14 protein-coding genes and 1 pseudogene are annotated in these 20,815 nt (G+C 64.3%); 13 read left to right on the top strand and 2 right to left on the bottom strand.

Going from position 1 to position 20,815, the window contains the following annotated elements; genetic code table 11:
- Window positions 1-2: 2 nt before the first annotated feature.
- The 9 genes and pseudogenes from C0V76_RS05325 to C0V76_RS20430 form a co-directional block, all read left to right on the top strand.
- Window positions 3-2,177 carry a chemotaxis protein CheA gene (locus tag C0V76_RS05325; RefSeq protein ID WP_101941335.1) on the top strand — a complete coding sequence of 725 codons (2,175 nt, stop codon included), beginning with the start codon at window positions 3-5 and terminating at the stop codon, window positions 2,175-2,177.
- A gap of 38 nt (window positions 2,178-2,215) precedes the next feature.
- Window positions 2,216-3,823, top strand: coding sequence for a methyl-accepting chemotaxis protein (locus C0V76_RS05320; RefSeq protein WP_101941334.1), 1,608 nt, complete (start codon window positions 2,216-2,218; stop codon window positions 3,821-3,823).
- Between the two features lie 16 nt (window positions 3,824-3,839).
- A complete protein-coding gene (locus C0V76_RS05315; protein WP_101941333.1) occupies window positions 3,840-4,397 on the top strand; it encodes a chemotaxis protein CheW in 558 nt (185 codons plus the stop codon).
- A 98-nt stretch (window positions 4,398-4,495) separates the two neighbouring features.
- Window positions 4,496-5,053, top strand: a complete 558-nt coding sequence (locus tag C0V76_RS05310) for a chemotaxis protein CheD (RefSeq protein ID WP_101941332.1) — start codon at window positions 4,496-4,498, stop codon at window positions 5,051-5,053.
- Complete coding sequence (locus tag C0V76_RS05305; protein WP_101941331.1) at window positions 5,050-6,105, top strand: chemotaxis response regulator protein-glutamate methylesterase; 1,056 nt, start codon at window positions 5,050-5,052, stop codon at window positions 6,103-6,105. Before C0V76_RS05310 ends, C0V76_RS05305 begins: the two co-directional genes overlap by 4 nt.
- Window positions 6,106-6,225: 120 nt before the next feature.
- Window positions 6,226-6,678 carry a cache domain-containing protein gene (locus C0V76_RS05300; protein WP_101941330.1) on the top strand — a complete coding sequence of 151 codons (453 nt, stop codon included), beginning with the start codon at window positions 6,226-6,228 and terminating at the stop codon, window positions 6,676-6,678.
- Window positions 6,679-6,740: 62 nt separating this feature from the next.
- Entirely contained in the window at window positions 6,741-8,357 is a 1,617-nt protein-coding gene (locus C0V76_RS05295) for a methyl-accepting chemotaxis protein (protein WP_101941329.1), read from the top strand.
- Between the two features lie 150 nt (window positions 8,358-8,507).
- Window positions 8,508-9,161, top strand: coding sequence for a DUF2238 domain-containing protein (locus C0V76_RS05290; protein ID WP_101941328.1), 654 nt, complete (start codon window positions 8,508-8,510; stop codon window positions 9,159-9,161).
- Between the two features lie 148 nt (window positions 9,162-9,309).
- Window positions 9,310-9,639, top strand: a pseudogene (locus tag C0V76_RS20430) (GNAT family N-acetyltransferase); the annotation flags it as partial.
- Window positions 9,640-9,774: 135 nt separating this feature from the next.
- On the opposite strand, the gene C0V76_RS05280 reads toward C0V76_RS20430, so the two are convergent.
- Window positions 9,775-10,152 (bottom strand): hypothetical protein, encoded by a 378-nt coding sequence (locus tag C0V76_RS05280; RefSeq protein WP_101941326.1) that lies wholly within the window; start codon window positions 10,150-10,152, stop codon window positions 9,775-9,777.
- Between the two features lie 277 nt (window positions 10,153-10,429).
- Here C0V76_RS05280 and C0V76_RS05275 point away from each other — a divergent pair, with 277 nt between their 5' ends.
- Window positions 10,430-11,557, top strand: a complete 1,128-nt coding sequence (locus C0V76_RS05275; RefSeq protein WP_101941325.1) for a pectate lyase — start codon at window positions 10,430-10,432, stop codon at window positions 11,555-11,557.
- A 113-nt stretch (window positions 11,558-11,670) separates the two neighbouring features.
- Here the strand turns inward: C0V76_RS05275 and glnE are convergent, their stop codons facing one another.
- Window positions 11,671-14,337 (bottom strand): bifunctional [glutamate--ammonia ligase]-adenylyl-L-tyrosine phosphorylase/[glutamate--ammonia-ligase] adenylyltransferase, encoded by a 2,667-nt coding sequence (glnE, locus tag C0V76_RS05270; RefSeq protein WP_101941324.1) that lies wholly within the window; start codon window positions 14,335-14,337, stop codon window positions 11,671-11,673.
- Between the two features lie 127 nt (window positions 14,338-14,464).
- Here glnE and C0V76_RS05265 point away from each other — a divergent pair, with 127 nt between their 5' ends.
- Genes C0V76_RS05265 through tldD form a run of 3 tightly spaced genes read left to right on the top strand, consistent with a single transcriptional unit; the run spans window position 14,465 to window position 20,735 of the window.
- Complete coding sequence (locus tag C0V76_RS05265; protein WP_101941323.1) at window positions 14,465-18,439, top strand: YhdP family protein; 3,975 nt, start codon at window positions 14,465-14,467, stop codon at window positions 18,437-18,439.
- Window positions 18,436-19,284: a carbon-nitrogen hydrolase family protein gene (locus C0V76_RS05260; protein WP_101941322.1), complete on the top strand. Its 849-nt coding sequence runs from the start codon at window positions 18,436-18,438 to the stop codon at window positions 19,282-19,284. The genes C0V76_RS05265 and C0V76_RS05260 overlap by 4 nt, the downstream gene beginning before the upstream one ends.
- A complete protein-coding gene (gene tldD, locus C0V76_RS05255; protein ID WP_101941321.1) occupies window positions 19,281-20,735 on the top strand; it encodes a metalloprotease TldD in 1,455 nt (484 codons plus the stop codon). The genes C0V76_RS05260 and tldD overlap by 4 nt, the downstream gene beginning before the upstream one ends.
- The last annotated feature ends 80 nt before the right edge of the window (window positions 20,736-20,815 follow it).

The raw sequence follows: 20,815 nt of genomic DNA, 5'->3' as shown, positions 1-20,815 counted from the left end.
ACATGGATCCGGTCCGCGAGGCCTTCATGGCCGAATGCACGGAATTGCTGGCGCTGCTCGACGAGAGCCTGCTTGCGCTTGAGAACGATCCGCTCAACGCGGATCTGATCAATGCGATCTTTCGTGCGGTGCACACCATCAAGGGTGGCGCCGGCATCATCGAATGCGGTTTCATCGAGCGTTTTTCGCATGTGCTTGAAAACGCGCTCGACGATGTGCGCGAGGGGCGCCTGGCGATCTCGCCCGAGCTGCTCGATACGCTCTTTGGCAGCGTGGATCACTTGCGCGCCCTCTTGCCCTTGATCCCGGATCACACCGCCAATCCTTCTGCAGACATGGACGCCATCGGCGCCGAACTGCTGGCCCGCATGCGCCAGATCAGCGGTCAGCCGGAGGCCGCTGCGGCCAATGCCGCCGTGCAACTGCCGCTGCAGCAGGGTACGGGCAGTCTGATCGGCCACGATTGCTGGCACATCTCGATCCGTTTCGGTGAGAACGTGCTGCGTGAAGGCATGGATCCGCTGTCATTCATCCGCTACCTCGCCAGCTTCGGCGAAATCGTGCATATCACTACGCTGGTGGACGCGATTCCGGCCGCGGCCAGCATGGATCCTGAATCCTGTTATCTGGGCTGTGAGATTGATTTTCGTGCTGACACGAGCAAGGAAAAGATCGAGCGCGTATTCGAGTTCGTGCGTGATAGCTGCTTGCTCCATATCCTGCCGCCGGACAGCAAGCTGGCCGACTACATCGAGCTGGTCATGAGTCTGCCAGAAGACAATCTGCGGATCGGCGAGATCCTGGTGGCGGCCGGGGCGATCACCCGTCAGGAGCTGCTCGATAGCCTGCAGATCCAGAGCCGCGAGGAGAGTGCCGGTGAGCCGCTGGAAACAGCGCTGCAACCGCTGGGAGAAATTCTCGTCAGCCAGCAGGTGGTTCAGAAAGAGATCGTTGAGGCTGCCGCTGTGAAGCAGGTCAAGGCGCAAGAGAAGCGTGCTGCTGAAGCCCAGCTGATCCGCGTGCCGGCAGACAAGCTTGACCATCTCATCAACCTTGTTGGCGAACTCGTGATTGCCGGCTCGGCTGCTGCGATGGTGGCCCAGCGCACCCGCAACAGTGCCCTGTTCGAAGCCACCGCCACCATCTCCAGCCTGGTCGAGGAGGTGCGCGAGAGCGCCTTGCGCCTGCGCATGGTGCAGATCGGCGAGGTATTCACCCGCTTCCAGCGTGTAGTGCGTGATGTGGCCAAGGAGCTGGACAAGAACATCGAGTTGCGCATCTCGGGTGAGGAAACCGAGCTCGACAAGAGCGTGGTCGACAAGATTGGCGATCCGCTGATGCACCTCGTGCGCAACGCGATCGATCATGGCATCGAAGCCCCGGATGTGCGGAGTGCGCGTGGCAAGCCCGAGCGTGGCACGGTGGGGCTGAACGCCTATCACGAGTCAGGCAGCATCGTGATCGAGATCTCGGACGATGGCGGCGGCCTCAACCGGGAGCGGATCTGCGCCAAGGCGATCGAGCGCGGCCTGATCGCAGCCGGCGCCGAGCTTCCCGATCAGGACATCTATCGCCTCATTTTCGAGCCCGGTTTTTCCACCGCAGATCAGGTGAGCAAGCTCTCTGGCCGCGGGGTGGGTATGGACGTGGTCAAACGCGGTATCGAATCCCTGCGTGGCACGGTGGAGGTTGAGAGTAGTGAAGGCGTCGGCAGCCTGTTCCGCATCCGTTTGCCGCTCACTCTGGCCATCATCGATGGCTTCCTGATGGGCGTTTCCGGCGCAGCCTACGTGGTGCCGCTGGACATGGTCGAGGAGTGCATCGAACTGTCGGCCGACAAGGCTGGCAGCCGCTACATCAACCTGCGCGGTGAAGTGCTGCCGTGCATCCGCTTGCGCGAATTCCTCGAGCTTGGCGGGCTTGCCGGGCGTCGCGAAAACGTGGTGGTGGTGCGCTACGGCACGCAGAAAGCAGGCCTGGTGGTGGATGAGTTGATGGGCGAGTTCCAGACCGTCATCAAGCCGCTCGGCCGCATCTTCCGTCACCTGCGCGGGGTGGCCGGCTCGACGATTCTCGGGGGCGGCGAAGTCGCCCTCATCCTGGATGTACCGGCCCTGATCGCGCTTGCCGCTGATCAGGAGCGCGCCCAGCGCACGGCCAGCCCGGCCAGTGCCTGACGCCGCAGTCAATCGCTTTAATGTGGAGGAGCTGGATCATGTTCAAGAATCTGAAACTCGGAGTAAAGCTGGCCGTCGGCTTCGGTCTGGTCGTAGCCATGATGGGCATCATCTCCATCCTGGCCTACACCCGCGTCGTCGCGCTCGACGAGATGGTCAATGTGATGGTGAATGACCGCTTCCCGAAGACGGAATGGTCCAACAATGTCATCAATGACCTCAATACGGTGGCCCGGCGTCTGCGCAACGCCGTGCTGGCCGACAAGCCGGATGCGGTGAAGGCCGAACTGGACCAGATTCCCCTGCTGCGCAAGAGCATTAGCGACAGCCTCGAAAAGCTCGAGAAAAACATTACCTCCGAAAAGGGCATTGAGCTGCTCAAGGTCGTGAATGTAGCGCGGGCTGGTTATGTCGCCCAGCAGGATGTGGTGATCAAGGCGGTTAACGAAAACCGGCGTGCCGACGCAGTAGCCACCATTTTCGGTGAGCTGCGCAAGACCCAGGCCGCTTACATGGACGCCGTGAATGACCTGATCAAATTCCAGGTCAAGCTGATGGAGGAGGATGGGCATAGCGCCGAGAAACTGGCCGAGCAAACCAAGCTGCTGGTGCTGGTGGTGTTCTTAGGCGCCTTGTTGATTGCGGGCCTGGCGGCCTGGATCGTGACCCGCAGCATCACCCGGCCGATCAATCAGGCGCTTGAGGTGGCCAACCGGATCGCGCAGGGGGATCTCACCGCCACGGTCAAGGCAGACAGCACTGACGAGGTAGGCATGCTGCTGGGCTCGCTGGATGCAATGAGCGCCAAGCTGGCCCAGATCATCACCGAGGTGCGTACTGCGGCCGACAGCCTCACCGGCGCCTCCGGCCAGATCAGTGCTACCTCGCAGTCTCTCTCGCAAGCCTCCAGCGAGCAGGCTGCCAGCGTCGAGGAAACCTCAGCTTCGATGGAAGAGATGAGCAGCTCGGTGACCCAGAACGCAGATAACGCCAAGGTCACCGACGGCATGGCCATCAAGGCCGCACGTGAAGCCGGCGAGGGCGGTGAGGCGGTCGAAAAAACCGTTCTCGCCATGAAACAGATTGCCGACAAGATCGGCATCATCGACGACATTGCCTACCAGACCAATCTGCTGGCGCTCAACGCCGCGATCGAAGCCGCGCGCGCCGGAGAGCACGGCAAGGGCTTTGCCGTGGTGGCTGCTGAAGTGCGCAAGCTGGCCGAGCGCAGCCAGGTGGCCGCGCAGGAAATTGGCGAACTGGCCGGCGGCTCGGTGCAGCTGGCAGAGAAGGCTGGCAAGCTGCTCGATGAAATGGTGCCCTCGATCCAGAAGACCTCTGAACTGGTGCAGGAGATCGCTGCCGCATCCACCGAGCAATCGGGCGGCGTTGGGCAGATCAATGCCGCCCTTTCCCAGCTCTCCCAGCTCACCCAGCAAAACGCCTCGGCGTCTGAAGAGCTGGCGGCCACGGCCGAGGAAATGAGTGGCCAGGCCGAGCAGTTGCAGCAGCTGATGGCCTTCTTCAAGTTGGCGGGCGGGGCGGCGAGTGCCGGGGTGGTCGACAAGGCCATGCGCTCCACGCGCCACACCGTACGCATTGGCTCCGGTGGCGAGCCGGGCGACAAGGAATTCGTGCGCTTCTAAAGGAAGGGAGGGCATCATGGCCAACATCATTCCAGCAGGCCCGCTCGCAGCCACTCTGGCCGACGAGCAGAGTCATCAGTACCTTACCTTCCTGCTTGGCGGCGAGCTCTACGCCATCGGCATTTTGTCGATCAAGGAAATCATTGAGTACGGCAAGCTCACCACCATTCCGATGATGCCCGAGCACATTCGCGGCGTGATCAATCTGCGCGGCGCGGTGGTGCCGGTGGTGGATCTCTCGGCGCGCTTTGGCCGCGGAGGCTGCCAGATCACCCGGCGCACCTGCATCGTGATCATCGAGATCGGCGGGGGCGAAGGCGAGCGTCACGATATCGGCGTGATCGTGGACGCCGTGTGCGAGGTGCAGGATATTCCGGCCAACCGCATCGAAGCCCCGCCAGCCTTCGGCGCCAACATCCGCACGGACTTCATCTCAGGCATGGGCAAGGTTGGCGAGCAGTTCGTGATCATCCTCAGCGTCAATCACGTGCTCTCGCTCGATGAACTCGCTGCACTCGGCGCACTGCACGGCAGCCTGCAGGACAACCGGGAGGGGGAAACACTCGCCGCCTGAACCTTCTGAGTGGCCCATGTGCGGAGCGGGGCATTGGCCAGCCGCCCGCACGTGGCTGGCTGCAGTCCTGAAATCTGTTTGAATACCTTCGTTTCACCATGGCAGCCCAATCCTTCACTCCGCCCGGATTCCTCAATGAGCGCCCGGATTGCATCCAGGAGGTGTTCCTCAATCCCGGGGGCTTCCATTTCGGTGGTGCAGATACGCGTATCGTCACTCTGCTGGGCTCCTGTGTTTCGATCACCCTGTGGCATCCTAGGCTGCGGATGGGGGGCATGTGCCATTTCATGCTGCCCTCGCGCGGGGTGATCCCTGAGGGGGGAAGTTACGACGGGCGCTATGGCGACGAGGCCATGAAGATGTTCATGGGCCACATCATGCGGGTCGCCGCCGAGCCCGAGGAGTTCCAGGCCAAGCTCTTTGGCGGCGCCAACATGTTTGCTGACATTGCGCAGCGTCGCGAAGCCAATGTGGGCGAGCGCAACATCGAGATGGGGCTGGCCCAGCTGGAGCGTTACGGCATTCCGCTGATCGCCAAGCATCTGGGCGGTGAAAGTCACCGCAAGCTGATGCTGGATGTCTGGAGCGGTGACGTGTGGCTCAAGCAGCAAGGCGTCAGCCCGAGCGAAATGGAGCGGGCGCGAGGCCGGAAATGAGGCGGATCCGGGTAGCAGTGATCGATGATTCGGCCATCGTGCGCCAGGTGGTGAGCGAGCTGATCAGCCATGCGGCGGATATGGAAATTGCCTGCACAGCGGCCGATCCGTTGTTTGCCCTGCCCAAGATGAGTGATGCCTGGCCCGATGTGATCGTGCTGGATATCGAAATGCCGCGCATGGATGGCATCACCTTCCTGCGCAAGATCATGGCCGAGCGACCGACCCCCGTGGTGATCTGTTCCTCGCACACCGAGCGCGGCGCGCAGGTCACCATGCAGGCCATGGCGGCAGGGGCCATCAGCATCATCACCAAGCCCCGGCTGGGTGTGCGCCAGTTCTTGCACGATGTAACCAGCGATCTGCTTGCCGCGATCCGCACTGCGGCACATGCCAACCTGCGTGGCCTGCAGGCGGCGTCCGGCGCTTCATCGGCGCTGCCTGAAGCGCGAAGTGCGGAGCCCGTTGTTGCGCGTGCCCCCCGTGCGGGCGCCCGCATGGTGGCTATCGGTACCTCCACGGGCGGTACTGTGGCGCTGGAGAACGTGCTGCGCCAGATGCCGGCCGATTGCCCGCCGCTGGTGATCGTGCAGCACATGCCGGAGAAATTCACCGCGGCCTTTGCCGAACGCCTCGACAGCTTCTGTATTCCCGAGATCCGTGAGGCACAGGATGGCGATCGGGTGCTGCCGGGGCGCGCCCTGATTGCGCCGGGTGGCAGCCACATGCAATTAGTGCGTGTGGCCAGCGGTTGGGCCGTGGAGGTGGCTGACGGCCCGCTCGTGAATCGCCACAAACCCTCGGTGGACGTGCTCTTTCGTTCGGTGGCAAAGCTCGCGGGGAGCAGTGCGCTGGGCGTGATCATGACCGGTATGGGCGATGATGGCGCGCGCGGCCTCAAGGAAATGCACGACGCCGGTGCACTCACGTTGGGGCAGGATGAAGCCAGCTGCGTGGTCTACGGTATGCCCAAGGAGGCCATGCGCCTGGGCGGCGTGCAGGAGCAACTGGCGCTGCCCGATATTGCCCGGCGCATCCTGGAGTTGGCCTGAGCCTCTTGGGGGCATGAAGTTGCAGGGGCTGCCTCTTTGTGCGCCTCAAAGCCTTGCCGCTGGCGACGTTATTAATTAGGAGAGCGGCCAAGTGGGGCCTGCTTGATTCCCGGAGGCAAAATGAAAACAGTTCCCTTCCTGTGCGTGGCCTGGCTGGCCGCGTTCGGTAGTGCTCACGCAGCGGATGAGTTTGCTTCTGCCAAAGAGGCTGAAAGCATGGTGGTCAAGACCGTTGCGGCGCTCAAGTCCAACCGCGCGGCGACGCTGAGCGAGATCACGGCCAAAGCCCCGAAATGGATTGATCGTGATCTTTATCCGGTGGTGTATGACACTACCGGAAAGGTGCTGGCCCATGGCCAGAACGACAAGATGGTCGGCAAGGAGCTGATCGATTTCAAGGATCCGGACGGCAAGCTGTTTGTGCGCGAGCGTGTCGATCTTGCCAAAAGCAAAGGCAAGTTCTGGCAGGACTACAAATTCACCGATCCGGTCAGCAAAAAGGTTTTGCCCAAGCAAGCGTATTGCGAGCGCTCCGGCGAGGACATTGTCTGTGCCGGCGTGTACAAGCGCTGAGCCTGCGTGAAGGGGCCGGCTTCTGCCGGGCCCGCTAGCCTGATACCCACCGGGAGCGCTTCATGCGGATCATTCACCGGATGCTCGCTGCACCGCTCTTGTGCGCGCTGCTCATGCTGCTCCTCGGGGCCAGCAGTGTCATTTCGATCAACGCAATGGGCGCCGCCCTGCGCGAGCTGTTCGAACAACGCTTCAACTATGTGCTTCTCCTCAAGGGGCTGGAAAACGGCCTCCTGCAGGCTCATGCCGAGGCCTACAGCCTGTTCACGGCGCTGGATGGTCTGGCCTCCGAAAAGGTGGCTGCGCGCACCGCGGCCATCGATGCGGCCATCGTCCGGACTGACTCCCAGGTCCAGGCCATCCGCGCTGCAAACGATATCGGGGAAGCCGAACGTGCCGTGCTGGGCGAGGTGGCCAGCGGTCTGGCGCGTTATCGCAAGGCCGTGAGTACGGCGCTGGATATGGCGACCGTGGACCCCAACATGGGCCGCTCGGGCATGCAGACCGCTGACGACGTGTTCCGCGAGATCGTCCGGGCGATGAGTCAGGCCATCGAGAGCCAGACCGATGCGGCTCGTGAGCGTTATGAGTCTGCCGAAGCGGATGCCCGCCAGGCACTCCTGATGACGGCGGCGATTCTGGTCGCGTCCCTGTTGCTTTCCATCGTCACCAGCTTCTTCATGGCACGCCGGATAGCCATCCCGATGGCTGATGCCGTGCGCGTAGCCGGCCGGGTGGCCGACGGTGATCTGACCGAGCGGATCGCACCGCAGTCCGCCGACGAGGTGGGCCAGTTGCTGATGGCGCTGGCGCGCATGCAGGAGGGCTTGCGCATCGTGATTGGTGAGGTGCAGGCCAGTGTGCGCAATGTAGAGGAAGCCGCCCACACCATGAGCGGTGTGGCCAGTGGTGTGGCTGAAACAGTCAGCCAGCAGAGCACTTCCCTGGCAGGTATTTCGCAGATGGTGAGTGGTCTCACCGAAAGTGTGTGGAGTGCTGCCGAGCGCACCGAGGCTGTGGTGCAGGTTGCACACGAAACCTCGCAGACGGCCACCTGTGGACGCGACCTTGTGCTTCACGCCGCAGAAGAGGTGCGCCACATCGTGAGCACCGTGGATGGCACCGCCAACTCGATGACGGCACTCGTTAGCAGCGCCGAAGAGATCAGCGGTTTTGCCAACGTGATCCACGAGATTGCGGACCAGACCAACCTGCTGGCCCTTAATGCTGCAATTGAAGCTGCGCGTGCCGGCGAGGGTGGGCGTGGCTTTGCCGTGGTCGCTGATGAGGTGCGCAAGCTGGCCGAAAAAACCGCTACGGCCACCTCCCAGATCCAGCGAATGATCGAGCAGGTACAACGCCAGGCGCGGGAAGCGGCGGGTGAAATGGGTGTGGCACGGCAGCAGGTGGAAAGCGGCGTGAGCGAAGTCGAAAGCCTGCGCGACCCACTGCGCCAGCTTGATGAAGGCGCCCATCGCTCGCTGGAGAATTTGCGTGAGCTGAGTGAAGTGGCGCGCCAGCAAACCAGCGCCTCTACCGAGATTGCCCAGCGCGTGGAGCAGATCAGCCAGAGTAGCGCGGTAAGTTCCTCTGCCGTAGAACGTGGGCGCGAGGCAGCGGGCGAACTGGAGCATCTCGCTCGCGGCCTGACGGAGACTGTCGCACGCTTCCGCTGCTGAAATCCGCGCGTTGCCGCGCAGACAAAGGCCCTCCTGGGCTTGGCTCCAGGGCGCCTTGAATCCGATCCGGGCAGATTTTCCCGGCATGCCTGCGCCATAGCCGGGTGGGCGCTGCGCTACACTGGCGCCTTGCCCATGCCGGAGTTCGCCATGTCCGCCACCTCGTCCGAAGCCCTGCCGCGCAGCCTTGCTGTCCTGGTCGTCCTGGCCTTGATCGTGTCCGGTATCGCTCCCTTCGATCGCATCACCTGGGTCATGGAAGTCGTGCCTGCGGTGATTGCAGTAGCTGTGCTGGTGGCCAGCCGCCAGCGCTATCCGCTCACGGATTTGCTCTACATCCTCATTGCCTTGCATTGCCTCGTCCTGATCTATGGCGGGGCCTATACCTATGCCCGGGTGCCGCTGGGCTTCTGGCTGCAGGACTGGCTGGGCTTTGCGCGCAACCCCTATGATCGTCTCGGCCACTTCATGCAGGGCTTCGTGCCGGCGATGGTGGCGCGTGAAATCCTGCTACGCGGCGCCTGGGTGCGCGGCCGGCGAATGGCTGCCTTCCTGTGCATCTGCGTAGCGCTGGCCGTGAGTGCCTGTTACGAGCTGGTCGAATGGTGGGCGGCACTGCTGCTCGGGCAGGGGGCTGACGAGTTTCTTGGCACCCAGGGCGACCAGTGGGATACGCAGTGGGATATGTGCATGGCGTTGATCGGTGCCAGCACCGCGATGCTCTTGTTCGCGGGCTGGCACGATCGCCAGATTGCGAAAATGAACCAAGGCAAACCCACAGGCGGAGCGCCTTCTTCTGCGTAGGTGCATCTTGATCTGTTCGGCCTTAAGTATTCGCCTTGCGGGAGCGCTCGGGAAGTATGGTGCCGGGCGCCATGCCTGGATTTGGGCGTCATCGTGATTTCTTACCGCGAAGCCTCCCTCACGGACCTGAGTTCAAGACGCCTGGGCGAAGCGCCTTGCTTCTCCGGATTCCGCTATTTTTGTTGCGGAGGAGAATGCGTGGATCATCGGATTCATCGCTTTCGGCCTTGTCAGTGAAACAGGCTCGCTTATGCAGCCCGTCACCTACGGTCGGATTGGCTCTGTCGGTGTCGCCGCAGGGCACCGAGGCAAGGGCGTTGGCCGGGCACTGGTTGCTCTGGCCGAAGAGTGGGCGGCGAGACGTGGAGCCGCGGACATGCGTCTGCAGGTCTGGTCCTTCAACGAGAGAGCGATGGCCGTCTATGAAGAACTTGGCTATTCGGTTCGCTCCCATGTCCTGGGCATGCGACTGCCATAGCAGAGGGTAAGGGCTGGCGTTCGATTCAGGGCTTGCTTCAGCAGCCATTCGTGAATCTGGCCGGTGCCGTGGGGGGCTAGGGGCTTAGAGGCCGGCGCCAGACCCGCGTGTGTCTGGCGCATCCTTCTGCGGTCTTCAGGGCTTGGCGAGGTGCCAGGTGTTGTTCACGCCGTCTCCCGTGCGGTCGCCCGGTTTCTGATCCTTGATCCAGTAGTACAGCGGCTTGCCCTTGAAGGCCCACTGCTTCTTGCCGTCGTCGCGCGTGACGATGCTGTAGTCCCCACTCGGGGCTTCGCCCTCGGCCACGTAGAGCGGCGGCCAGTTTGTTGCGCAGGGGCCGTTACAGGCGCTCTTGCCGTTGCCTGCTGTATCGCGGTCGAAGGTGTAGAGCGTCATGCCGCCGTTGCCGGTGAGGGTGCCGTCAGTGAGTTTGGCCGGGGCTGGCGGCTGCATCGCACAGGCGGCGAGCAGGGCCGAGAGGAGTAGCGATGCGGTGAGATGCCTGGTTTTCATGGTGTTCTCCTGGTTGGGGTGGGGATGCGCACTTTGGGTCAGGCGCCCCTGCTGCAGACTATTCCGGGCCTGAGCGGGCTGCCCGGAAACCTCCCACTCGTACGCAGCGGGGCCTTGCGCTGCTTGTGGGTGGCCGAGCCTGCTGCTCTGCGACTTGACTTGGACAGGGCGTCGGAACATATTTCACGCCACTGAACTTATTACTTCAGTGCTAGAGACACATTGCCGGGAGCCAGGACCGGTGATGGCCACAACATAGCCTGGCAGGAGACAAGACATGAAATTCCGTTTCATTACCGGCGCCTTGCTGGCGCTGGCGGCCGTCAGCGTCCAGGCCGCTTCGGATGCACCGACCGGCTACACCAAATGTGCGCAGAACACCGGGGCGATCTGCACGATGACGGGCAGCCGCTCGGTGGCTCTCGGCAAGTCCGGCAGCTTTGTTTACGCCACCAAGACGGACAGCTTTGCCTGCATCGGCTCGGCGTTCCCGAGCAATAGCTACACCACCTCGGCCTGGTGCTCGTATGCTGGCAGCACGTCGGCGGCCTCCAGCGCAGCTGCTTCATCCGCTGCAGCCAGCGCGGCAGCATCTTCCAAGGCTGCTTCCAGTGCGGCGGCCTCTTCTAAGACTGCTTCCAGCGTCGCCGCTTCGTCAAAAGCCGCCTCTTCGACTGCCGGTATCCCGGCGGCCACTGGCACTGTGATCAATCCCACGACGGTCACCATTCCGGCCAATACCACCAAGGACTACGGCTTCCAGCGCATCGGCATTAGCGCCCAGGCCGCCAGCTGTGATGACGAAGGGCAGAAGCCGGTGTTCCTGCTCGAAGATGGTGCGGTGCTCAAGAACGTGATCATCCATGGGGGCCTCAATGGTTCCGATGGCGTGCATTGCAAGGGCAATTGCACGCTCGAGAACGTGCATTGGGAAGACGTTTGTGAAGACGCGGCCACCATGCTCGGTGGCTCGGGCAAAGTCATGAGTGTGGTGGGGGGCTCGGCCAGCCATGCGTCGGACAAAGTGTTCCAGCACAACGGCAAGGGCAGCACGGTCAAGGTGCGGGATTTCAACACCTATGGCGATATCGGCCGTTTCTGGATGTCCTGCGGCAATTGCTCGGACAACGGTGGCCCGCGCAAACTGGATATCGATCGTGTGAACATCACCGGCCGCATCTGGGATTCAGCCAAGAACGTCCAGGCCTATGCCATCCGCTTGAACTACAACTACGGCGACAAGGCTACGGTGCGTAACCTGAAGATCAAGAACTACGTCAAGGGCAGCCCCAAGGTGTGCGTGCAGGCCGTGGGCGTGCAGCCGGGCGAGGCCCAGACCAATAACGGCGAGTTCTTCAACACCGCCTATTGCGATCTGAGTCCGGCAGATGTGACGGCTTACTGATCCCGCTCCGAGTACTTCCAAGCTGAGCCGCCCCGCGTGTTGCGCCGGGCGGCTTTTTCATGCGGTGGGTTTTGCCATCAGCGCCCAAGCCGGGCGATGCAGGTGCCTCGCTGCTATTCGCCAAACACGCTCTGCCACAAGGCCTGTACTGGCGTGCGCCAATGGTCCAGGCTGTCGTCGGGCACGCGGCTCTTGTACTGGTTCAGACGCAGGCCATGCTGGGCGTGGCGCAGGGCGCGATAGCTGTTGGCGCTGGCTTCGGCCAGCGCTGCCGGAATCAGGCCGGCATTGGCCGCGCGGCCCAGGAGGGCGATGTTGCCCTTGTTTTCGGTGAGTTCGGGGTGGGCGTGGGAATAGGCCAGCACCAGATACTGGACGATGAATTCCACGTCGATCAGGCCGCCTGCGTCATGCTTGAGCTCGAAGCCCGGCCCCTTGTTGGCGAAGGATTCGCGCATCTTGCGGCGCATGCCCAGCACCTCTTCGCGCAGCTTGGTGATGTCGCGTTGTTGGGCCAGCAGGCTGGTGCGCAGGGTTTCGAACTGGGCGCCTACGGCCGGGTGGCCGGCGCAGAAGCGGGCGCGCGTCAGGGCCTGCAGCTCCCATACCCAGGCGTCATTGCGCAGGTATTGGGCGAAGCCTTCCAGGGAGACCACCAGAAGACCGGATTCGCCGTTCGGGCGCAGGCGCGTGTCGATCTCGAAGAGGTGGCCGGCGGCGGTGCGACTGTCGAGCCAGGTGTTGATGCGTTGAGCGAGGCGGGCGTAGACCGGCTGGCAGTCGGTGTTCGGGTCGTCATGCACATAGACCAGATCGAGGTCTGAGGCATAGCCGAGTTCTTTGCCGCCGAGCTTGCCGTAGCCAAGGATGCCGAAGCGGTGTTCATCGGCGTGGCGGCGGGCGCGCTTCCAGTTCAGGCTGAGGGTTTCGGTCAGCACCGTATCCGCGGCGGCCGAGAGGTGATCGGAGAGGCGCTCCACGCTGAGCTGGCCGGCAAGATCCCGGTTGAGCAGGCGGAAGACCTGGGCATGGTGCTGCTCGCGCATCACGTCCATCTGGCGCTCCACATCGTCGCCGAGGCGCTCCATGGCCTCGTGCAGGGCGGTGGCGAAGTGGGACCAGTCCGGCTCCTCGGTGAGGCTGCGGTTATCCAGCAACTCGTCGAGCAGCAGCGGATGGCGCGTCACGTAGGTGGCGGCCCAGCTGGAAGCGGAGACCAGTTCCACCACCCGCGCCATGGCCTGTGGGTATTGCTGCAGAAGGGCGAGGTAGGCCGAGCGGCGGCAGATCGCTTCGAGCAGCTCGATCATGCGGGCGAGGGTCTGATCGGGATCGGGGCGTGCTGCGGCGAGCTCGAGGATGCGCGGCATCAGCGCATCCAGGCGGTGGCGGGCTTCGTCTCCCATGCTGCGCAGGCGGGCGCTGTTGCGGAACTCCTGCAGGCGGGCGGAGGATTCGAGCGGCTTGCGGTAGCCCAGTTCGCCGAGGCAGTCACCGGTCGGCCCGGCTTCACAGGCGCCTTGCCAGATCGGGTCGAGGCGATGATCTTGCGCCACCGGGTCGCCGAAGACTTCGGTGAAGTGCTTGCCCACGATGTGGCGGTGCACATTGAGTGCTGCGATGAGGCCCTCGTAATCGTCGCAGTTCATGGCCCGGGCCAGGCGCAGGCGGTCTTCGGCGTTGCCCGGGATGGTATGGGTCTGGGCGTCTTCCAGATACTGGATGCGGTGTTCGAGGCGGCGCAGGAAATCGTAGGCGGCGGCCAGCAGGGCTTCGGTTTCGGCTTCGAGCTGACCGCGATGGACCAGCGCGCGCAGCACCTTGAGGGTCGGGCGGATCTGCAGGCCGTGATCACCGCCGCCGCGGATCAGCTGGAAGACCTGGGCCAGGAATTCGATTTCGCGGATGCCACCGGGGCCGAGCTTGACGTTGTCCGCCATCTCGCGGCGGGCCACTTCGCGGCGGATCTGCGCATGCAGTTCGCGCATGGCGTTGATGGCGCCGAAGTCGAGATACTTGCGGAAGATGAAGGGGCGGGCGATGTTCTTCAGCTCGTCGTGGCGTGTGCCGGTCAGCGGGCGCGCCTTGATCCAGGCGTAGCGCTCCCATTCACGGCCCTGGGTGATGAAGTAGTTCTCCAGCATCTCGAAGCAGGCCACCAGCGGGCCGGAATCGCCGTTCGGGCGCAGGCGCATGTCGACGCGGAACACATAGCCATCGCCGGTGAGCTCGGAGATCGCGCCGATCAGCGCGCGACCCAGGCGGGTGAAGAAATCGAAGTTGCTGATGCTGCGTGCGCCGTCGGTTTCGCCGTCTTCGGGGTAGGCAAAGATCAGATCGATATCGGAGGACACATTCAGCTCGCCGCCACCGAGTTTGCCCATGCCGATCACGATCAGCGCCTGGGCTTCGCCGGCGGCATTGCGTGGTGTGCCAAAGCGGGTCGTGAGCTGGGCCGTGAGCACGCGCTGGGCGGTGACGATGGCGGCCTCGGCGATGTTGGTCATGGCCGCGGTGACTTCCTCCAGCGGCGCCAGCCCGGCCAGATCGCGCACCATGGCGTGCGCCGCCACCCAGCTCTTGAGGGCGCGCAGGCGCGGGGCCAGATTCGTCTCGTCGAGCGGGCTTTCAGCCAGGAAGGCGTCCATGTCGGCGCGCGTGAGTGATGCAGCAAGACTCGTCCCGAGGCGCTCGGCCAGCCAGGGGCGGGCTGCGAGCTGGCGTTCGAGGTGGCGGCTGTGGGCACAGGCGCGGCTGATCAGGGCAGTGGTATCGGTCATGGTGGAAACGCGACGGACGGTTGTCAGACTCTGTGATCTACGGCGGAATAAAGGGCGGCAGCAGGTCCGGCCCTGATAAAATCGCCCTCCCATCATGCCGCCACCGCAGTGGCGACGTCCAGCCTGAATGCTTGAGCCGACCGGCACCCCTCCTGATTCGCTGTGCACGCGTGCCCGCTCCCGTTGGCAGGCTTGGCTGCGTCTGCCCCTGATGCTGCCTAAGCTGTTGCGCACGCTGCTGCTGCTGACCTTCTTCGTGCTCGGCGTGGCTCTGCTCTTGCTGCGCTATCTTGGCGCGCCGCAGATTGCCGCGCACCGCGTGGAGATCGAACAGACGCTGAGCCAGGCCATCGGTTTGCCGGTGCGTATCGAGCAGCTGGAGGCAAACTGGGATGGTCTGCGCCCGGAGCTCGCGATCCGCAATGTGCAGGTGCTGGACAAGGCCGGTCGCCCGGCGCTGGAGTTGCCTGCGGTGAATGTCGCTGTGGCCTGGTCCTCCCTGTGGCATTTTGGCCTGCGTCTGCATCGCCTCGAGATCATCCGACCGGAGTTGGCCGTGCGTCGCGAGGCCGATGGCCGTCTGTTCGTGGCCGGCTTGGCGATGAATACCGGTGGCGAGGGCTCCGGTGCGGCAGATTTCGTGTTGCAGCAGGACCAGATCCTGATCCGCGATGCACGCCTGACCTGGGCCGATGCCCAGCGCTCGGCCCCGCCGCTGACCCTGGACAAGGTCAGTCTGCGCCTCGAAAACAGCGGCCGGCGTCACCGTTTCGCACTGCAGGCGAGCCCGCCTGCGGCCTATTCGGCCAATCTGGATCTGCGTGGTGATCTGCGCGGACGCAGTTTCGCTGAGCTCGAAGACTGGCGCGGCACGGTTTACACCTCGCTCGACGAGGCGGATCTGGCGGTCTGGCAGCAATGGGTGGATTACCCGCTGGGTCTGACCCGCGGACGCGGCGGGCTGCGTGCCTGGGCCAGCTTCGATGCCCTCCAGCTCACCGGCCTGACGGCCGATGTGGCGCTGGCCGAGGTGTCGCTGCGCTTCGGCAAGGATATTCCGCAGCTGGACCTGCATGCCCTGCAGGGGCGGGTGCGCCTGAGCCGTCGTGACGGCGGTATCGATCTGGCTGCCGAGCGCCTGAGCCTCGCCGCGCAGGACGGCCTGCAGGTGGGTCCGACCACGCTGAGCCTGCGTTACGTGCCGGCCCGGGCCGGGCGCGAGGCGCGCGGCGAATTTGCCACCAGCGCCCAGGATGTGAAGGTGCTGGCCCAGCTCGCAAGCTTCCTGCCGCTGCCTGAAGAGCAGCGCCGACAGCTGGTGCTGGCCGATCCTTCCGGGCGCATCGAAGATGTGAAACTCAGTTGGGAGGGCAGTGCGGCCAAACCGGTGGAGCATTTCACCCTGGCGGCTCGTTTTGCTGATCTGCACCTCCATCCGGTGGGGCATATTCCCGGCTTCAAGGGGCTTTCGGGCCAGCTCAGCGGCAGCGAGCGCAGCGGCGAGTTCCGCCTCGGTTTCAAGCAGGGTGGCCTCTATCTGCCGCACATCATGCATGAGCCCTTCATGGTGCTGGATCAGGCCGAACTCAAGGGGCGCTGGGGCTATGAGCCAGCGCCGCAGGACAAGGTCCAGCGTCTCACCGTGCGGCTGGACCGGCTGCAGGCCAGCAATCCGGATGTGCAGGCCGAGGCCTCCGGTTACTGGCAGGCACGGGCCAGTGGGCCGGGCTATCTGGATGTCCGCGCGCGCGCCCCGGAGGCCAGGCTCGATGCGGTGTGGCGCTACATTCCGGCGGTGGCGCCAGTGCAGGCCGTGGATTGGCTGCGCAGCTATCTGCAGGGTGGGCGCGGCGAGAGTCTGGCCTTCCAGCTCACGGGTGAGCTGAATCAGTTCCCCTTCAATCACGCGCCCGGCGTGTTCAAGCTCGAAGCCGGCCTGCGCGACGCGCTGATCAGCGAGTTCTACTCCGGCTGGCCCGGCATGAATGCCTTGCAAGGCAGCTTCCTGCTCGATCGCCAGCGCATGACCATCCGGGCCGATAGCGGCCGCTACGGCGCGGCCACCGCGCGCGGCGTGAAGGTCGAGATTCCGGATCTGATGGACCAGGGCAAACAGGTGCTCACCGTGGATGGCAAGGCCAGCGGCCCCAACCCCGATTTCCTGCGCTACGTGAATGGCAGCCACCTGCTGGCCAATCTGGTTGGCAGTTTCACGCGCAATGTGCGCGCCAGCGGGAATGGAGAACTCAACCTGCACATTGAAATCCCGCTGCATGAATCCATCCACACCCGGGTGCGCGGCGATTACCGTTTCCAGGCGCCGAGCCTGCAGCTGATCCCGGCCTTGCCTGAATTCACCGAAGCCAGCGCCACGCTGGGTTTTACCGAGAAGGGCATCAGCCTGCCGGCTGCAGGGGCCATGTTCCTGGGGCGGCGTGTGCGCGCCACCGGCGTGACCGAAGCGGACGGCAACCTGCGCTTCGATGCCCAGGGCAGCATGACTGCGAGCGGGCTGGACCAACTGGTGCGCAACCCGGCCTGGCGTCACCTTGGCGGTGAAACTCCAGTGGCCCTGGTGATCCGGGTGCGTCACGGCCTGCTCGATCTGAGTGCGGACACCAGCCTGATCGGCATCAGCTCCAGCTTGCCGGCGCCCTTTGCCAAACCCGCCAGCGAGGCCTGGCCGCTGAACTTTTCTCTGCGTCAGGAAAAGCGCGAGACCTTGGGCGGGCAAAACCAGATCTGGCGTGTGCGCCTCGACAAGCGTCTCGACGTGGCCTGGAGCGAGCGCTGCGGTGATACGCCCTGCCAGTTCACCTCGGGCGCGCTGGCCGTTGGCGAAACCGCCACGCTGCCGATGCAGGGCTGGCGTTTCTCCGGTGTGGCGCCTCAGGTGGACGTCAATCCCTGGATCCCGGTGGTCGACGAGTTCATGACGGGCTTTGCCTCGGGCAGCGGCGGTCAGTCTCAGGTGGCCGCAGCTTTCCGGGTGGGCGAGCTGCGCGTGGGGGGCTACCGTTTCCGAGATCAGCAGGGCAAAGCCTTGCGTCGTGGCAATGACTGGAGCCTGCAGCTCGACGGGCCGGACATGGCCGGCGAGCTGAGCTGGGGCGAGCTGGGTGCCGGCAATCTGCGTGCCCGTCTCAAGCGCCTGAACCTGCAACACCCGGCCGGCGTGGCCGAGATTGCCAGCGTGGTGGATGTCGCCGAGTCCACCAGTGGCCGCCAGTTGCCGGCACTGGATGTGGAGGCCGAGCACTTCAGTACCCGCAACATCGATTTCGGCCAGCTCAAACTGCGTGCGGTGAATGATGGCCAGCTCTGGAAGCTCGAGCAGGTCAGCCTCAAGACGCCGGATCTCGAATTCACCGGCAGTGGCCACTGGCAGCGCGTCGGTTTGAAGCCGGGCACCCATCTGGACTTCAGCCTGCATAGCGAGGATGCCGGCGCGATGCTCGCGCGCCTGGGCTTTGCCGGCATGGTCGATAAGGGTACGGTCGACTTTGAAGGCAAGGCGGAATGGCGTGGCGCGCCCACTGCGATCGACTATCCGAGCCTGTCCGGCAGCCTCAAGCTTGAGGCCCGCAAGGGCCGCTTCCGCCAGATGGACCCCGGCGCCGGCCGCCTGCTCGGGATCATGAGCCTGCAGTCCCTGCCGCGCCGCCTGACCCTCGATTTCAGCGACATCTATGCCCAGGGCTTCGCCTTCGACCGCATCAGCGGCGAGATGAGCGTGGCCGCCGGCGTGCTGCATACCAACGATCTCGAAGTGCGTGGCCCGGCGGCCCGCGTCTTCATCACCGGCAATACCGATCTGGGCCGCGAGCAGCACGATCTGCAGGTGATGGTGCAGCCGACCCTGTCGGAAACGGTGGCCGTGGGAGGCGCCCTGGCTGTGGGCGTATTCAATCCGCTGATTGGCGCGGCCACCTATGTGGCTCAGAAAATCCTGCTGGACCCGGTCGAGAAAATGTTCAGCTACGAATACCAGGTGCGTGGCCCGTGGGCTGAGCCCCGGGTCGACAAGATCAGTACCCTGAAGGCCGCCGTGCAATCCGGCGTCCAGTCCGGAGTTTCATCCGCCGAGGAGGGAGATAAATGATGCCATCCGCCATGCGTGTTGCCGCCGTGCAGATGATTTCCGGGCCGGATGTGGCCGTCAACCTGACTGAAGCTGCCCGCCTGATCGCTGAAGCGGCTGCACAGGGGGCGCAGCTCGTGCTGCTGCCCGAGTATTTCCCGCTGATCCATGCCGATGAACAGGCCAAGATCGGCATCCGCGAAAACTTTGGCGAGGGGCCGATTCAGCGCTTTCTCGCGGCCGAAGCCAGGCGCCATGGCTTGTGGCTGATCGGCGGCACCCTGCCGCTGCAGGCCGCAGATGCTGAGCACGTGCTCAACAGCAGCCTGGTGTTCGACCCGCAGGGCGCGTGCGTGGCGCGCTACGACAAGATCCACCTCTTCGGCTTCACGCGTGGCGCCGAGCATTACGACGAATCCCGCACTATCGAAGCCGGCCGCGAGATCGTGAGCTTCGAAGCACCCTGCGGTCGGGTCGGCCTCTCGGTGTGCTACGACCTGCGCTTCCCTGAACTTTATCGCCGCATGGGCAGTCCGAACCTCATCGTGGTGCCTGCCGCCTTCACCGAAACCACGGGGCGGGCACACTGGGAAATCCTGCTCAGAGCAAGAGCCATCGAGAACCAGTGCTATGTGCTGGCCTCGGGGCAGGGCGGCGAACATCCTTCGGGCCGTCGCACCTTCGGCCACAGCATGCTGATCGATCCCTGGGGCGAGATAGTATCGGCCCTCGCGAGCGGCCCCGGCGTGGTCGTGGGGGAGATCGACCCCAAGCGTATCGCCGCCGTGCGCGAGAGCCTGCCGGCCCTGCAGCACCGCATTTTCAAAGAATCCGCCTCAACCGAACCTGGAACGCTTCCCGCATGAGTCACCCCGCAGCAAACCCCGCGCTGGATATCGCCGCCGAACTCCTTCTCACGCCCTACGGCCTCACCACCGCCTCGCTCGATCGCAGCCTCGGCCAGATCCTGAGCCACGACGTGCAGTTCGCTGATCTCTACTTCCAGTACCAGCGTGCTGAGAGCTGGAGTCTCGAAGAGGGCATCGTCAAGGCAGGCAGCTTCAATATCGAGCAAGGCGTTGGAGTACGCGCCATCGCTGGCGACAAGACCGCCTTCGCCTATTCCGACGACATCAGCCTGTCTGCCCTCGGTGAGGCCGCCAAAACCGTGCGCGCCATCGGCGCTCAGGGCCAGAGCCGCAAGACCCGCGTGCGCTCGCCCGGCCTGCCGGCGCCGCTCTACGCCGCAGTCGATCCGCTGCCCTCGCTGCCGGATGCCGCCAAGATCGCCTTGCTCGAGCGCCTCGAACAATATGCCCGTGCCGAAGATCCGCGCGTCGTGCAGGCCATGGCCTACCTCGCCTCAAGCTGGGACGTGGTGCTGGTCGCGCGCAGCGACGGCCACCTGGCGGCTGACGTGCGCCCGCTGGTGCGCCTGTCGCTGACCGTGATCCTCGAAGACGGCGGCCGCCGCGAGCAGGGCTCCTCGGGCGGCGGTGGTCGTGCGGACTACGCGCTGTTTACCGACGAAGTGCTGCGCGACTACGCCCGCCGCGCGGTGCACCAGGCCAGCGTGAATCTCTCCGCCAAGCCCGCCCCGGCCGGCAGCATGACCGTCGTGCTGGGCTCTGGCTGGCCCGGCATCCTGCTGCATGAGGCTATCGGCCACGGTCTTGAGGGCGACTTCAACCGCAAGGGCAGCTCCGCCTTCGCCGGCCGCATCGGCCAGCGTGTCGCCGCCAAGGGCGTCACCGTAGTCGATGACGGCACCCTCACTGGGCGCCGCGGCTCGCTGACGGTGGACGACGAAGGCAATCCCACGCGCTGCACCACCCTGATCGAAGACGGCATCCTCGTCGGCTACATGCAGGATATGCACAACGCAGGCCTGATGGGCGTTGCGCCCACCGGCAACGGCCGCCGCGAATCCTTCGCCCACCTGCCGATGCCGCGCATGACCAACACCCTGATGCAGGCCGGCGACAAGGATCCGGCCGAGATCATCGCCTCGGTCAAGAAGGGCCTCTACGCGGCCAACTTCGGGGGCGGCCAGGTCGACATCACCAGCGGCAAATTCGTGTTCTCCACTGCCGAGGCCTACCTGATCGAAAACGGCAAGATCACCCAGCCGGTGAAGGGGGCGACGCTGATCGGCAATGGCCCGGACGCGCTGACCCGCGTGTCCATGATCGGCAACGATCTGGCGCTGGACCCCGGCGTGGGCACCTGTGGTAAGGAAGGCCAGAGTGTGCCGGTCGGTGTTGGTCAACCCACTCTGCGTATCGACGGTCTGACCGTGGGTGGCACCGGCGGCTGAGCGCCGGCAGTACTGCACAAGACAAAGGCGCCGTGAGGCGCCTTTCTTTTTATGGGGCAGGAATCGACCTAGTCTGGGCA

It is taken from the genome of Uliginosibacterium sp. TH139 (assembly GCF_002855595.1).
GTDB lineage: Bacteria > Pseudomonadota > Gammaproteobacteria > Burkholderiales > Rhodocyclaceae > Uliginosibacterium > Uliginosibacterium aquaticum.
This window is presented reverse-complemented; position numbering and strand designations above follow the sequence as displayed.

Bases quoted from the DNA above. Each gene is read 5' to 3' on its own strand.
- C0V76_RS05325 (WP_101941335.1), top strand. From the start codon at position 3: ATGGATCCGGTCCGCGAGGCCTTCATGGCCGAATGCACGGAATTGCTG.
- C0V76_RS05320 (WP_101941334.1), top strand. From the start codon at position 2,216: ATGTTCAAGAATCTGAAACTCGGAGTAAAGCTGGCCGTCGGCTTCGGT.
- C0V76_RS05315 (WP_101941333.1), top strand. From the start codon at position 3,840: ATGGCCAACATCATTCCAGCAGGCCCGCTCGCAGCCACTCTGGCCGAC.
- C0V76_RS05310 (WP_101941332.1), top strand. From the start codon at position 4,496: ATGGCAGCCCAATCCTTCACTCCGCCCGGATTCCTCAATGAGCGCCCG.
- C0V76_RS05305 (WP_101941331.1), top strand. From the start codon at position 5,050: ATGAGGCGGATCCGGGTAGCAGTGATCGATGATTCGGCCATCGTGCGC.
- C0V76_RS05300 (WP_101941330.1), top strand. From the start codon at position 6,226: ATGAAAACAGTTCCCTTCCTGTGCGTGGCCTGGCTGGCCGCGTTCGGT.
- C0V76_RS05295 (WP_101941329.1), top strand. From the start codon at position 6,741: ATGCGGATCATTCACCGGATGCTCGCTGCACCGCTCTTGTGCGCGCTG.
- C0V76_RS05290 (WP_101941328.1), top strand. From the start codon at position 8,508: ATGTCCGCCACCTCGTCCGAAGCCCTGCCGCGCAGCCTTGCTGTCCTG.
- C0V76_RS05280 (WP_101941326.1), bottom strand. From the start codon at position 10,152: ATGAAAACCAGGCATCTCACCGCATCGCTACTCCTCTCGGCCCTGCTC.
- C0V76_RS05275 (WP_101941325.1), top strand. From the start codon at position 10,430: ATGAAATTCCGTTTCATTACCGGCGCCTTGCTGGCGCTGGCGGCCGTC.
- glnE (WP_101941324.1), bottom strand. From the start codon at position 14,337: ATGACCGATACCACTGCCCTGATCAGCCGCGCCTGTGCCCACAGCCGC.
- C0V76_RS05265 (WP_101941323.1), top strand. From the start codon at position 14,465: ATGCTTGAGCCGACCGGCACCCCTCCTGATTCGCTGTGCACGCGTGCC.
- C0V76_RS05260 (WP_101941322.1), top strand. From the start codon at position 18,436: ATGATGCCATCCGCCATGCGTGTTGCCGCCGTGCAGATGATTTCCGGG.
- tldD (WP_101941321.1), top strand. From the start codon at position 19,281: ATGAGTCACCCCGCAGCAAACCCCGCGCTGGATATCGCCGCCGAACTC.